Source organism: Planobispora rosea, from assembly GCF_014648175.1.
GTDB classification, from domain to species: domain Bacteria; phylum Actinomycetota; class Actinomycetes; order Streptosporangiales; family Streptosporangiaceae; genus Planobispora; species Planobispora rosea.
Genome location: NZ_BMQP01000005.1, coordinates 93,110 through 105,883, shown reverse-complemented (window position 1 = coordinate 105,883; position 12,774 = coordinate 93,110). Strand labels below are relative to the sequence as shown.

General features: G+C 72.5%; 12 protein-coding genes. 8 read left to right on the top strand and 4 right to left on the bottom strand.

Annotated elements, in window-relative coordinates; translation table 11 throughout:
* Positions 1-80 precede the first annotated feature (80 nt).
* Positions 81-962, bottom strand: a complete 882-nt coding sequence (locus tag IEZ08_RS06640) for a hypothetical protein (RefSeq protein ID WP_141704096.1) — start codon at positions 960-962, stop codon at positions 81-83.
* Between the two features lie 236 nt (positions 963-1,198).
* Complete coding sequence (locus IEZ08_RS06635) at positions 1,199-2,143, bottom strand: aldo/keto reductase (RefSeq protein WP_068924047.1); 945 nt, start codon at positions 2,141-2,143, stop codon at positions 1,199-1,201.
* Positions 2,144-2,208: 65 nt separating this feature from the next.
* Between IEZ08_RS06635 and IEZ08_RS06630 the strand changes: the two genes are divergently transcribed.
* The 5 genes from IEZ08_RS06630 to mshC all read left to right on the top strand — a co-directional run bounded on the left by IEZ08_RS06630 (position 2,209) and on the right by mshC (position 6,412).
* Complete coding sequence (locus IEZ08_RS06630; protein WP_068924046.1) at positions 2,209-2,907, top strand: MSMEG_4193 family putative phosphomutase; 699 nt, start codon at positions 2,209-2,211, stop codon at positions 2,905-2,907.
* Between the two features lie 9 nt (positions 2,908-2,916).
* Complete coding sequence (locus IEZ08_RS06625; protein WP_068924045.1) at positions 2,917-3,486, top strand: DUF3090 domain-containing protein; 570 nt, start codon at positions 2,917-2,919, stop codon at positions 3,484-3,486.
* The gene (locus IEZ08_RS06620) at positions 3,483-4,244 is read left to right on the top strand and encodes an SCO1664 family protein (RefSeq protein ID WP_068924044.1); all 762 of its coding nucleotides are present in this window, start codon (positions 3,483-3,485) and stop codon (positions 4,242-4,244) included. Before IEZ08_RS06625 ends, IEZ08_RS06620 begins: the two co-directional genes overlap by 4 nt.
* Positions 4,245-4,375: 131 nt before the next feature.
* The gene (locus tag IEZ08_RS06615; RefSeq protein ID WP_068924043.1) at positions 4,376-5,098 is read left to right on the top strand and encodes an NRDE family protein; all 723 of its coding nucleotides are present in this window, start codon (positions 4,376-4,378) and stop codon (positions 5,096-5,098) included.
* Positions 5,099-5,188: 90 nt separating this feature from the next.
* Positions 5,189-6,412: a cysteine--1-D-myo-inosityl 2-amino-2-deoxy-alpha-D-glucopyranoside ligase gene (mshC, locus tag IEZ08_RS06610; protein WP_068924042.1), complete on the top strand. Its 1,224-nt coding sequence runs from the start codon at positions 5,189-5,191 to the stop codon at positions 6,410-6,412.
* A 173-nt stretch (positions 6,413-6,585) separates the two neighbouring features.
* Here mshC and IEZ08_RS06605 read toward each other — a convergent pair whose 3' ends face one another.
* Both IEZ08_RS06605 and IEZ08_RS06600 read right to left on the bottom strand, forming a co-directional pair.
* Positions 6,586-6,789, bottom strand: coding sequence for a cold-shock protein (locus IEZ08_RS06605; protein WP_068924041.1), 204 nt, complete (start codon positions 6,787-6,789; stop codon positions 6,586-6,588).
* Between the two features lie 198 nt (positions 6,790-6,987).
* Positions 6,988-7,503, bottom strand: coding sequence for a peptide deformylase (locus IEZ08_RS06600; protein WP_068924040.1), 516 nt, complete (start codon positions 7,501-7,503; stop codon positions 6,988-6,990).
* A 232-nt stretch (positions 7,504-7,735) separates the two neighbouring features.
* Here IEZ08_RS06600 and IEZ08_RS06595 point away from each other — a divergent pair, with 232 nt between their 5' ends.
* The 3 genes from IEZ08_RS06595 (at position 7,736) to IEZ08_RS06585 (ending at position 12,759) form a co-directional block, all read left to right on the top strand.
* Positions 7,736-9,058: an MFS transporter gene (locus tag IEZ08_RS06595; RefSeq protein WP_068924039.1), complete on the top strand. Its 1,323-nt coding sequence runs from the start codon at positions 7,736-7,738 to the stop codon at positions 9,056-9,058.
* A gap of 117 nt (positions 9,059-9,175) precedes the next feature.
* A complete protein-coding gene (locus IEZ08_RS06590) occupies positions 9,176-11,350 on the top strand; it encodes a molybdopterin oxidoreductase family protein (RefSeq protein WP_189241842.1) in 2,175 nt (724 codons plus the stop codon).
* Positions 11,347-12,759 (top strand): FAD-dependent oxidoreductase, encoded by a 1,413-nt coding sequence (locus IEZ08_RS06585; protein ID WP_068924037.1) that lies wholly within the window; start codon positions 11,347-11,349, stop codon positions 12,757-12,759. Before IEZ08_RS06590 ends, IEZ08_RS06585 begins: the two co-directional genes overlap by 4 nt.
* Positions 12,760-12,774: the final 15 nt, after the last annotated feature.

Below are 12,774 nucleotides of genomic sequence, written 5' to 3'. Positions count from 1 at the left end.
CCGGGCCGCCATGCCGGACGGCGCCGTCCGGCCGCCACGTCGTGCGGTGTCGTGCGGTGTCGTGCGGCGCCGTCCGGTCGCTATGCCGTACGGTGCCGCCCCACCCGGACCGGTTCGAGCGGGATCGACTCCTCGGCGCCCCGCTTGCCGTACATCATGCGCACCGCGAGGATCGCCGCCACCAGCAGGGCGGTGGTGAGAGCGGTGCCCAGCGGGTCGGAACGACGGGTCGCCGCGACGGTCTGCCTGCCCGGCATCCGCCGCTGGAGCTCCTCCACGAGCGCTCCCGGCCAGAGCGGTTCCAGCCGGGGCGCCTCGATGTCGACCACGGCCGGTTCGGGGAGCACCGGGTCGCTCACCTCCGTGGTGTGCACCCGGGTCTCCGGCCGGTGCGGAGGTTCGGCGGGCGAGACCGCCACCGCCACCCCGTCTCTCCGCCGGTCCCTGTCCGACGTGGACCGTTCCCTCCCCTTTGCGGACCCGGCGCTCTGGGAAGGGCCGGGGGAGGCGAACGGCCGCGGCCTGTCGCCCGGCGACGCGTCCTCCTCGGCGCCGCACTCCGGTGAGGCCACCAGGGGCAGGCAGGTGCTGAGGACGGTGGGCAGCAGGCCGCCGCCCTTCCCGGGCCGCTGGGTGGCGGTGGAGCGGGGCGAGGCCGTCGCGGAGGGGGGCGTCGTGGCGCCGGGCGCCGGTTTCCTGGTGGGCAGGACCTCGCCGACGCCTCCCAGTGTCCTGTCCGCCGTGTCGTCCACGCTCTCCGTCACCGGGCTCAGGGAGTCGCCGGTCAGCCCGTCCACGACATCGGTGACGTCGTCCACGACCTGGCAGACCCCGCCGGTGAGCCCGCCCAGCAGCCCGTCCCCCTGCCGGCAGTCGTCCGGCTGGAGCACACCCGCGGCCACCATGGGAGAACCTCCCCCCAGGGCCAGTGCCAGCGCGCCGGCTGAGATCGCAGATCGCACCCTTCCCCCTCCGCACATCAATGACGGAACCTCGCCGTTACCCGGCTGACCCCTCCTGTCACCTGAATGACAGTTTTGTGTGAAGGCCAGGCTTTTCCACAGAAAGTTGCGATTCGGTATCGACTAGTGACACGTGAGAAAAACTCTTATTCATTTCGGTCCGGTTGCCCATTCCCACCCGCCATGAATTGCACCCTCATCCGCCGGACGGCGTGTCCGCCCGCCGGCCCCGCGTCTCAGTCCGCCGACACGTCGTCGAGCGCCTCCCGGATCGCCACCGGCAGCGCCAGGTCCTCGGCCTCGAGGATTCCGGACAGCTGGGCACGGGTGCGCGCCCCCACGATGGCCGCCGACACCCCCGGCTGGTCCCGGACCCACGACAGCGCCACCGACAGCGGTGAGACGCCGAGGCCCTCGGCCGCGGTCGTCACCGACTCCACGACCCGGCGGCACCGCTCGTCCAGGTAGGGCGTGACGAAGTCGGCGAAATGCGGGGTCGCGGCCCGGGAGTCGGCGGGGATGCCCGTACGGTATTTGCCGGTGAGCACTCCCCGGCCCAGCGGCGACCAGGCCAGCACCCCGGCGCCGACGTGCTCGGCCGCGGGCAGCAGGTCGCGTTCGGGCTCCCGGGCCAGCAGGGAGTACTCGACCTGGGCGGCGACGAGCGGCGTCCGGCCGGGGACCGTCAGCTGTCCGACGGCCGCCGCCGCGAGCTGCCACCCGGTGAAGTCGCAGACCCCGGCGTAGGCCGCCCGCCCGGACGACACGATCGCGTCCACCGCGGCCATGGTCTCCTCAAGCGGGACGTCCGGGTCGAAGGCGTGCAGCTGCCACAGGTCCACCTCGTTGACCCCGAGGCGGGACAGGGAGGCGTCGATGGCGGAGATCAGGTGCTTCCTGGAGGCGTCGCGCGGCCGCCGCCCGGCCGGGGTGAGCACGGCCTTGGTCGACAGCACCAGTTCCGAGCGCGGAACCGTGTCGCGGATCAGCCGCCCCAGCAGCCGCTCGGCCTCCCCGGCCGTGTAGACGTCGGCGGTGTCGATCAGGGTGCCCCCGGCCTCGGCGAAGGCGCGAAGCTGCGCCGCGGCCTCCTCGGCACCGGTGTCCCGCCCCCAGGTCATCGTCCCCAGCCCCAGGCGGGACACCGACAGGCCGCTCCGGCCGACATAGCGATGCTCCATGATCCGGCCAGATTACCGTCAGGGGGGTTAAAAATGAGGGAGCAACTGCTGCAAGACTTGGTGCCGTGACAACGCTCCTCCTGGCACGACATGGTCTGACCCCCCTCACCGGCCCGGTGCTCGCCGGCTGGACCCCCGGTGTCCACCTCAACGAGGCGGGACAGGCCCAGGCGAGGGCCCTCGCCGCGCGGCTGGCCCCCCTGAGGCTGGACGCGATCATCTCCAGCCCCCTGGAACGCTGCCGGGAGACCGCCGGGGCGATCGCCGACGGCCGCGCCACGGAACTGCTGACCGACGACCGCTTCGGGGAGTGCCGCTACGGCGACTGGACCGGCCGCCCCCTCGCCGACCTGGCGAAGGATCCGCTCTGGCCCATCGTCCAGAACCATCCGAGCGCGGTGACCTTCCCCGGGGGCGAGTCCCTGTCCGCGGTGCAGCACCGCGCGGTGACCGCCGTCCGCGAGTGGAACGACCGCCTGGGGCCCGGGGCCGTCTATCTCGTCTGCACCCACGGGGATCTCATCAAGGCGCTCGTGGCCGACGCCATGGGACTCCATCTGGACCAGTTCCAGCGCATAGCGGCCGACCCCGCCTCGCTCACCGTCATCCGCTACACCCCCATGCGCCCCTTCGTCCTCAGGCTCAACGACCTGGGCGGAGACGTTACCGGTCTGAGTCCTGCGGAGGGTTCGGACGGGACGGACGGGGGAGAAAACATCACCGGGAGCGACGCCGCGGTCGGCGGCGGATCCGGGACCACGTAAGGTCGGGACATGCCGGTGTTCGACTACGACCCACCTGAGAGGTTCGTCGCCGGTGCCGTGGGGCAGCCGGGGTCACGGACCTTCTTCCTGCAGGCACGGGGACAGGGCCGCCTCACCACCGTCGGGCTGGAGAAGTTCCAGGTGGCCGCGCTCGCGGACCGCCTCGACGACCTGCTCGACGAGGTGGTGCGCAGCGGCGGCGCCGAGGTTCCCGCCGTCCCCGTGGGGCCCGCCGATACCGCTCCTCTCGAGACGCCGATCACCGAGGACTTCCGGGTCGGCACGATGGCGCTCGCCTGGGACGACGTCACCGCCCAGGTGGTGATCGAGGCGGAGGAGATCGCTCCGGAGGACGACGAGGTGTTCGACCCGTCCCCCCTCACCGAGCGCGCGGTGCTGCGGGTCCGCATCAGCCCCGCCGCGGCCAGGGCCTTCAGCAGGCGTGCCCTGGCCCTCGTCGCCGCCGGGCGCCCTCCGTGCCCGCTGTGCGGGCAACCGCTCGACGCCGAGGGGCATATCTGTGTGCGGCTCAACGGTTACCGGGGTAGAAGCGCTTCATCTGCTGAAGGAGGCGAATGAGCGCGGAAAGCGATCCGACGCTGAGTGCGGTCCCCACGGTGGGACTGGATGACGAGACTGCCCTGCGTCTGCTCCGCGAGGGCCACATCGAGGTCGCGGGCCGGCTGGTCGAGGCGACGAACATGACCCTCTACTGCTCGATCCGGCTGGGCGGGCTCGCGGCCGCCTGCGTCTACAAGCCGGTACGGGGGGAACGCCCGCTCTGGGACTTCCCCGACGGCACCCTCGCCGCCCGCGAGGTGGCCGCCTTCGAGGTCTCGGTCGCGACCGGCTGGCGGATCGTCCCCCCGACGGTCTACCGGGACGGCCCCTTCGGCCCGGGGATGTGCCAGTTGTGGGTCGAGGCCGATCCCGAGGCCGACCTGATGGCCCTGATCCGCAGCCGGCAGCCCGCGCTGCGGCGGATGGCCGTCTTCGACGCCGTGGTCAACAACGCCGACCGCAAGGGCGGCCACCTCCTCCCGCTCGCCGACGGCCACGTCTACGGGGTGGACCACGGCGTCTGCTTCTCCGCCGAGGACAAGCTCCGCACCGTGTTGTGGCAGTGGCGGGGCAAGCCCCTGCCCCGGGAGGCCATGAACGTCCTGGCCCGCCTCGAACGCGAACTCGAGAACGGCCGCCTCGGCCGCCGCCTGCGGGAGCTCGTCACCCTGGCCGAGGTCGAGGCGACCTGGGCACGGGTCCGCCGGCTCCTCGACACCGGCCTGCACCCCCGTCCCTCCCAGGACTGGCCCGCCATCCCCTGGCCCCCCATCTGACCCCGTCCCCGCCCGGTCCCGTCCCCGCCCGCTCCCCGGCCCCCTCCTTCCCGCCGTCCCCCTCCCCGTCCTCCCGCGTTGCCGGGACCCCTCCTCCGGCGCGCCCGCCGGCCGGGCGTACCCTGCCGGGCATGTGCACGGTTGCCCTCAGCATCGAGCCGGACGCCGCGATCCCCCTGATCATGGTCGGAGTCCGCGACGAGTTCACCGGCCGCCCGTGGGTCCCCCCGGCCGAGCACTGGCCCGGCCTGGTCGGCGGGCGCGATCTGCGGGCGGGCGGGACCTGGCTGGCGGTCGACCCGGCCTCCGGACGGGCCGGGGCACTGCTCAACGGCCACGGCGTACCCGCCGGGGAGGAACGCCGCCGGTCCCGGGGCGACCTGCCGCTGCTGGCGGCGTCCCAGGGGCGCCTGCCCGATCTGGACCTGAGCCGCTACGACCCCTTCCACCTCATCCTGGGCGACCCCGGGGGAGCGCGCATGTGGAGCTGGGACGGCGTCGAACCGCGGACGGTGGAGTTCCCGCCCGGCACCCACATGGTGGTCAACAGCGGCTGGGAGGAAGGCGAGGAGAACGAGCGGGTGGCGTTCTTCCGCCCCCTGTTCGCCAAGGCCGCACGCCCCCGGACGACCGAGGGACCCTGGGGGGAGTGGGCCTTCCTCGCCACCGGCGCGGGCCTGCCGCCCGAGGATCCCCGGGCGATGGTCATCCGCCGGGAACTCCCCGACGGCAGGGTCTTCGCCTCCCTGTCGGTCACCCTGCTCGCCCTGACGCCGGCCGGGATCCGCTACGACTTCACCGGCGACCCCCGCGATCCGCAGGCGTTCCAGCGCGTCCCGCTCCCGCAGGAATGACCGGGACCGACCCGGAGGTTGTGGTGAATGCCCCTCTATCGACCGCCCCGGGATGATCCGAGCGGTCTGTCTGCTGGATAGGCTCGTCACATGAGATCGTGGTCTGCGCCGAAGGTCCCTCGGCTCCCCGGTGCCGGTACTCCGCTGCGGCTGTTCGACACCGCCGCCGGAGGGGTCGTCCCCACCCAGCCCGGCCCCACCGCGCGGCTGTACGTCTGCGGCATCACCCCCTACGACGCCACCCACCTGGGCCACGCCAACACCTACCTCGCCTTCGACCTGGTCGGCCGCGCCTGGCGGGACGCCGGCCACGAGGTGCACTTCACGCAGAACGCCACGGACGTCGACGACCCGCTGCTGGAACGGGCCGAGCAGACCGGGCAGGACTGGCGGGAACTCGCCGAGCGCGAGATCGAGCTCTTCCGTACCGACATGGAGGCGTTGCGGATCCTCCCGCCGCGCGAGTACGTCGGCGTCACCGAGGTGGTCGATCAGGTCGCCGCGCTGATCGAGCGGCTGCGCGACAAGGGCGCCACCTACGATCTCGACGGCGACGTCTACTTCGACGTCACCGCCGCTCCCAAGTTCGGCGCCGTCTCCGGATACCCCGAGGAGCGGATGCTCGCCCTGTTCGGCGAGCGCGGCGGCGACCCCGGCAGGGCGGGCAAGAAGCACCCGCTCGACTGGCTGCTCTGGCGCGCCGAGCGCCCCGGCGAGCCGTCCTGGCCCTCGCCGTTCGGATCGGGCCGGCCCGGCTGGCACGTCGAGTGCACCGCGATCGCGCTGGCCAACCTCGGCAGCGGGTTGGACGTCGCCGGCGGCGGTTCCGACCTGATCTTCCCGCACCACGAGTGCGGTGCCCACGAGGGGCACGTCGCCACCGGTGAGTGGCCCTTCGCGAAGGCCTACGTCCATGCCGGCATGGTCGCCCTCGACGGGGAGAAGATGTCGAAGTCCAAGGGCAACCTGGTCTTCGTCTCCCGGCTCCGCCGGGAGGCCGACCCCATGGCCATCCGGCTGGCCCTGCTCGCGCACCACTACCGGACCGACTGGGAGTGGACCCCGGACCAACTGGCCTCCGCCGAGGTACGGCTGGCCCGCTGGCGCTCGGCGACCGGCCTGCAGACCGGCCCCGACGCGGAGGCCGTCCTGCGGGAGGTCCGCGCCCGGATGTCCGACGACCTGGACGCCCCCGGGGCCCTGGCCGTCGTCGACGCCTGGGCTGAGCGGGCGCTGTCGTCGGGCGGCACCGATCCGCAGGCGCCCGCCCTGGTCAAGGACATCGCCGACGCGCTGCTCGGCGTCGGGCTCTGACCGGAAGGGCGCCCCGGAACGGCCCGGGGCGCTCCGGGAACGGCCCGGGGATCGGGAGGAACTGAGGCGCGCCCGGGAAAGAGCCGGGGACCTCGGGAAAGGGCTGAGCCCGCACCGCCGGAGCGGTGCGGGCTCAGATGACGCCTCTATCGGATGACGCCTCTAACGGGGTGTCAGAGGGGCTGGACCTGCTCGGCCTGCGGACCCTTCTGACCCTGGGTGGTGACGAAGCTGACCCGCTGGTTCTCCTCCAGGCTGCGGTAGCCGCTGGAGTTGATGGCCGAGAAGTGCACGAACACGTCGGCACTGCCGTCATCCGGAGCGATGAACCCGAAGCCCTTTTCGGCGTTGAACCACTTGACGGTGCCTTCAGACAAGACTTTTTCTCCTCATTGGGAGCCTCACCGCACCGCCAGGTCGGCGATGCGGGGCTGCACTGCGGACACTACTACGCATCCGCGGAACCAACCGAAGAAAATCGTAACGTCCGCTGCCGCGGTGCCCCGTGGCGCGGGTGTCCCGCATCACGGAGACGCTCAGGTCTTTCCCGGCCCTGCAGCGGCAGCCCTACCATCCTACCCGCTGTATGAGCGGTATGGCGAATCCAGTGCCTCTGGCGCGGCCTCCCGCAGGAACCGCTCGCGTTCCTCCTCGGGGAGGCGGTCGGAGAGCAGCACGCCGTCGAGGTGATCGGCCTCGTGCTGCAGGATCCGGGCCAGGGTGCCGAGGGCGCGGACGGTGACGGGCTTGCCGAACATGTCGCGGCCCCGGGCGGTCACCATGTACGAACGCTCCAGCGGCCACCACAGGCCCGGGGCGGACAGGCAGGCCTCGTCGGCCACGACCCTGCGCTCGGACAGTTCGAGCCGGGGGTTGACCAGGTGGCCGGACTTGCCGTCGAACTCGTAGACGACGACCCGCAGAGGGACGCCGATCTGAGGGGCCGCGAGCCCCGCGCGGCCGATGCCGGCCCGCATCGTGATCTGCAGCGACTTGACCAGCCTCCGCAGGTCGCGGTCGAAGGCGGTCACGGGCTCGGCTACGGTGCGTAGCGAAGGATCGTCGAACGGGCGGATCGTCTGCACGGTCACGCGCACTCCCCGAGGTGACGTAATGGTGTGCGCATGATTCCCGTTATCGTCCCTCGTCAACCCCGCCTTGGTATTCGGTCATGTTTCCGTCATGTTGCGCCTGTGCGACGTGTGCAGCGCTCATTACAGCGGTTAGGCCCACGTAACCCCGCACCATCACTATGCGTGAACGTGCGTAACGCCTGACTCCTAGATTTCCGGACGACCCCCGGAAACCGTTGCAGGAGGAACGATGGCGAAGCGCTGGATCAGCGAGTGGCGACCCGATGACGCCGGCTTCTGGGAGAGCGAGGGCAGGAAGGTCGCCCGGCGGAACCTGATCTTCTCGATCTTCGCGGAGCACCTCGGGTTCACGCTCTGGACGGTGTGGAGCATCGTGACCGTCAAGATGGGCGACTACAAGTTCTCCACCGACCAGCTCTTCTGGATCGTGTCCCTGCCCAACCTGATCGGCTCGGCCCTGCGCATTCCGTACACGTTCGGCCCGGCCAAGTTCGGCGGCCGGAACTTCACGGTGTTCAGCGCCCTGATGCTGCTGGTCCCGGCCGTGCTGCTGGCGGTGGCGGTCAGCGACCCGGCGACGCCGTACTGGGTGTTCCTCGTGATCGCGGCCACCGCGGGCCTGGGCGGGGGGAACTTCGCCTCCAGCATGGCCAACATCACCTACTTCTACCCGCAGGCCAAGCAGGGCTCCGCGCTCGGCCTCAACGCCGCGGGCGGCAACATCGGCGTCAGCTCCGTCCAGCTGGTCATGCCGCTGGTCATCGGCGCGTTCGGGCTGGCCGCCGCCGGCCTGTTCTGGATCCCGTTCATCCTGGCCGCCGCCGTCGGCGCCTACTGCTTCATGGACAACCTGACCGTGGCCCGGGCCAACCCCCGGGAGCAGCTGAAGATCGCCGGACGGGCCCAGACCTGGATCATGGCGGTGCTGTACATCGGCACCTTCGGCTCCTTCATCGGCTACTCCACCGCCTTCCCGCTGCTCATCAAGAGCCAGTTCCCCGAGCAGGCGTCGCTGGTCACCCTCGCCTTCCTCGGCCCGCTCGTCGGCTCGCTGATCCGCCCGGTCGGCGGCTGGTTCGCCGACCGGGTCGGCGGGGCGCGGGTGACGCTCGTCAACTTCGGCGCGATGGCGGGCGCGGCGGCGCTGGTCTGGCAGGGCCTGGCCCAGCACTCCTTCGCCCTGTTCTTCTGCGCCTACATGCTGCTGATCGCCACGACCGGCATCGGCAACGGCTCGACCTACCGGATGGTCCCAGCGATCTTCCGTGCCAAGGCCACGGCCGGGATCGCCCCCGGCACCCCGGCCTACGAGCAGGCTCTGGCCGTCGGCAAGCGCGACGCCTCCGCCGCGGTCGGGATCATCTCCGCGGTCGGTGCCTTCGGCGGGTTCTTCATCAACCGCGGGTTCGGCAGCTCCATCGCGGCGACCGGGGGAGCGGGCGCCGCGCTGGCCGCCTTCGGCGCCTTCTACGCGCTGTGCGCGGTGCTGACCTGGGCCTGCTACCTGCGGACGGTCGGCTCGGCGCCGAGCCTGGCCGCCGCCCGGGTCTGAGCCCGCCATCGGGTTCACCGCAGTCTGACGGCGAATGTGAACCCGGTTGGCTGCTTGTAGCACAGCGGTAACAGAAGGGACCCAGCGGTGAAACCGCTTGAAAGCACCATCGGACGCATGCCGATCTCACTTTCCGCTCCCACGCCTGTGAAGGCGCCGGCGGCGACGCACTGCCCGTACTGCGCTCTGCAGTGCGGCATGAACGTCGCCGCGGGGGTCACGGAGGAGGGCGCGGACGGGATGGTGACGATCACTCCGCGGGAGGACGTCCCGGCCAACGCCGGCGGCCTCTGCCAGAAGGGCTGGACCGCCGGTGAGCTGCTCACCGGCGGGCACCGGCTCACCACCCCGCTTCTGCACGGTGAGCCCGCGAGCTGGGACGAGGCACTCGGCTTCGTCGCGGCCCGGGTCCGCGCCCTGCAGGCGGAACACGGCCCCGACGGCGTGGCCGTGTTCGGTGGGGGCGGGCTCACCAACGAGAAGGCCTACCTGCTGGGCAAGTTCGCCCGGATGGTCCTGCGGACCAGCCAGATCGACTACAACGGCCGGTTCTGCATGTCGTCGGCCGCCGCCGCGAGCAACCGGGCCTTCGGCATGGACCGCGGCCTGCCCTTCCCGATCACCGACCTCGCCGCGGCGGACGCGGTGCTCCTGGCGGGCGGGAACGTGGCCGAGACCATGCCCCCCTTCGTCCGCCACCTGACCGCGATGCGCCAGAACGGCGGCAGCCTCATCGTCGCCGACCCCCGCCTCACCGCCACCGCCCGCCAGGCCGACCTGCACCTGCAGCCGACCCCCGGCACGGACCTGGCGCTCGCCCTCGGCCTGCTCCACCTGGCCATCGCCGAGGGATACGTGGACGAGGCCTACGTGGCCGGGCGCACGAACGGCTTCGACGCGGTCCGCACCTCGGTGGCGGCCTGGTGGCCCGAGAGGGTGGAGCGGATCACCGGGGTCCCGGTCTCCCAGATGCGCCGGGCCGTGGCGATCCTCGGCAACGCGCGGCGGGCGGCGGTCCTCACCGGGCGCGGCGTCGAGCAGCACGCCAAGGGCACCGACACGGTGACCGCGTTCATCAACCTGGCGCTCGCCCTGGGACTGCCCGGCCGCCCGGGATCCGGTTACGGGTGCATCACCGGCCAGGGCAACGGTCAGGGCGGGCGCGAGCACGGCCAGAAGGCCGACCAGCTCCCGGGATACCGGAAGATCGACGACCCCGCCGCGCGCGAGCACGTCGCGCGGGTCTGGGGGATCGACCCGGACGACATCCCGGGTCCCGGGCGCTCGGCCTACGAGCTGCTCGACGTCCTCGGCACCGACGCCGGGCCGCGCGGGCTGCTGCTGTTCGGCTCCAACCCGGTGATCTCCGCGCCCCGCGCCGGCCACGTGGCCGAGCGGCTGCGCTCCCTGGACCTGCTGGTGGTCTCCGACTTCGTGCTCTCGGAGACCGCGGCCCTGGCCGACGTCGTCCTCCCGTCCACCCAGTGGGCCGAGGAGCAGGGCACGATGACCAACCTCGAGGGCCGGGTCCTGCTGCGCCGCCGGGCACTGACCCCGCCGTCCGGGGTCCGGAGCGATCTGGAGATCCTCCAGGCGCTGGCCGTGCGGCTGCGCGAACCGGCCCCCGCCGGGGACGGCGGCGCCACCCCCGGGAGCACCGCCCCCGGGAGCACCGCCCCCGGCGGGCCGGACATGGTGCGGGCCTTCCCCACCGAGCCGCGCGAGGTCTTCGACGAGCTGCGCCGGGCGAGCGCCGGGGGCGTCGCCGACTACGCGGGCATCACCTACGAGCGCATCGCCGCCGAGACCGGCGTCTTCTGGCCCTGCCCGGACACCGGTCACCCCGGCACCCCCCGGCCCTTCCTGGACCGCTTCGCCACCCCCGACGGCCGGGCCCGGTTCGTCCCCGTCGAGCACCGCCCGCCGGGCGAGGACGTCGACGAGGAGTACCCGCTGTACCTGACGACCGGCCGGGTCCTGGCCCACTACCAGAGCGGTGCCCAGACCCGCAGGATCGACGCCCTCAACGCGGTGGTCGCCGAGACCTTCGTGGAGCTCCATCCGGACCTGGCCGAGCGGCTGGAGGTGTCGGCGGGGGAGACGCTGCGGGTGGTCAGCCGCAGAGGCCGGACCGAGGGCGTGGCCAGGGTCAACCCGGCGATCCGGGCGGACACGGTGTTCATGCCGTTCCACTGGGCCGGGGCGAACCTGCTGACCAATCCCGAGCTCGATCCGGTGTCGAGGATGCCGGAGTTCAAGGTGTGCGCCGTGAGACTGGAGCGTGTGGGATGACCCGGCTGGTTGTGGTGGGCAACGGTATGGCGGGCGCCCGCCTGGTGAACGAGGTCCGTGCCCGTGACAAGGACATCGAGATCACCGTGTTCGGCGCCGAGACGTGGCAGCCGTACAACAGGGTGCTCCTGTCGAACGTGGTGGCCGGGACCATGCTGCCCGACCAGGTGCGGTTGCTGGACCCCTCCTGGTACGCCGACCACGGGGTGACGGCCAGGCCGGGCGTCGCGGTGACGGCGATCGACCGCCGGGCGCAGGCCGTGGTCACGGCCGACGGCGAGCGGGAGCCGTACGACGTGCTCGTGCTGGCGACCGGGAGCGAGGCCGTCGTGCCGCCGGTGGCGGGCGCGGAGCGGGCCATCGCGTTCCGGACGCTGGACGACTGCCAGGCGATCCTGGAGGCGGCCGGTACGGCGCGGCGCGCGGTGGTGGTCGGCGGCGGGCTGCTCGGCATCGAGGCGGCGCGCGGGCTGGCCGGACGCGGGCTCCCGGTGACCCTGCTGCACCTGGCCGGTCACCTGATGGAGCGCCAGCTCGATCCCGAGGCGGGCGTGGTGCTGGGGGAGACCCTGGCGGGGCTGGGCGTGCAGACCCGGACCGGCGTCGTGGTCGAGGAGATCACGGACGGCGGGGTACGGCTGGCGGGCGGCGAGACGGTCGAGGCCGACCTGGTGGTGCTCGCCTGCGGCGTCCGCCCGGTGACCGGCCTGGCCCGCGAGACGGGGCTGGAGGTGGCGCGCGGGATCGTCGTCGACGACGAGATGCGCACGAGTGACCCGGCCGTCTACGCGATCGGCGAGTGCGCCGAGCACCGGGGCACCGTCTACGGCCTGGTCGCCCCCGCCTGGGAGCAGGCCACCGTGGTCGCCGACCTGCTGACCGGGGCCGACAAGGAGGCGCGCTACCACGGGTCGCGGCTGGTGACCCGGTTGAAGGCCAAGAGCGTGGAACTGGCGGCGATGGGCGAGACCCACGTGGACGAGGCGTCCGACGCCTCGGCCGAGGTGGTGCGCTTCAGCCACCGGGCCCGCGGGACCTACCGCAAGCTCGTGATCCGCGACGGCCGCCTGGTCGGCGCCATCCTGCTCGGCGAGACGGCGGCGGTGGGCACGGTCACCCAGCTGTTCGACCGCGGCGGGCCGGTGCCCGGCGACCGGGCGGGCCTGCTCTTCCCCGGCCTGGCCGGGGCGGCGGTCGCCGACAGCCCGGTCCGGATGCCGGACGCGGCGAAGGTCTGCCAGTGCAACAACGTGACCAAGGGGCAGATCCGGGCCTGCTGGGAGTCCGGGGCCCGCGACGTGGCGGCCGTGGCCGCGGCGACCCGGGCCACCACCGGCTGCGGCGGCTGCCTCGACGCGGTCGAGGGCATCGTCGGCTGGCTCTGCGAACAGGAAGGTGTCTCGGCGTGAGTGAAGGAAACGTGG

Excerpts from the sequence above, each read along its gene's own strand:
- IEZ08_RS06595 (WP_068924039.1), top strand. The coding sequence starts at position 7,736 with ATGGCGAAGCGCTGGATCAGCGAGTGGCGACCCGATGACGCCGGCTTC.
- mshC (WP_068924042.1), top strand. The coding sequence starts at position 5,189 with ATGAGATCGTGGTCTGCGCCGAAGGTCCCTCGGCTCCCCGGTGCCGGT.
- IEZ08_RS06585 (WP_068924037.1), top strand. The coding sequence starts at position 11,347 with ATGACCCGGCTGGTTGTGGTGGGCAACGGTATGGCGGGCGCCCGCCTG.
- IEZ08_RS06590 (WP_189241842.1), top strand. The coding sequence starts at position 9,176 with ATGCCGATCTCACTTTCCGCTCCCACGCCTGTGAAGGCGCCGGCGGCG.
- IEZ08_RS06635 (WP_068924047.1), bottom strand. The coding sequence starts at position 2,143 with ATGGAGCATCGCTATGTCGGCCGGAGCGGCCTGTCGGTGTCCCGCCTG.
- IEZ08_RS06625 (WP_068924045.1), top strand. The coding sequence starts at position 2,917 with ATGCCGGTGTTCGACTACGACCCACCTGAGAGGTTCGTCGCCGGTGCC.
- IEZ08_RS06620 (WP_068924044.1), top strand. The coding sequence starts at position 3,483 with ATGAGCGCGGAAAGCGATCCGACGCTGAGTGCGGTCCCCACGGTGGGA.
- IEZ08_RS06615 (WP_068924043.1), top strand. The coding sequence starts at position 4,376 with ATGTGCACGGTTGCCCTCAGCATCGAGCCGGACGCCGCGATCCCCCTG.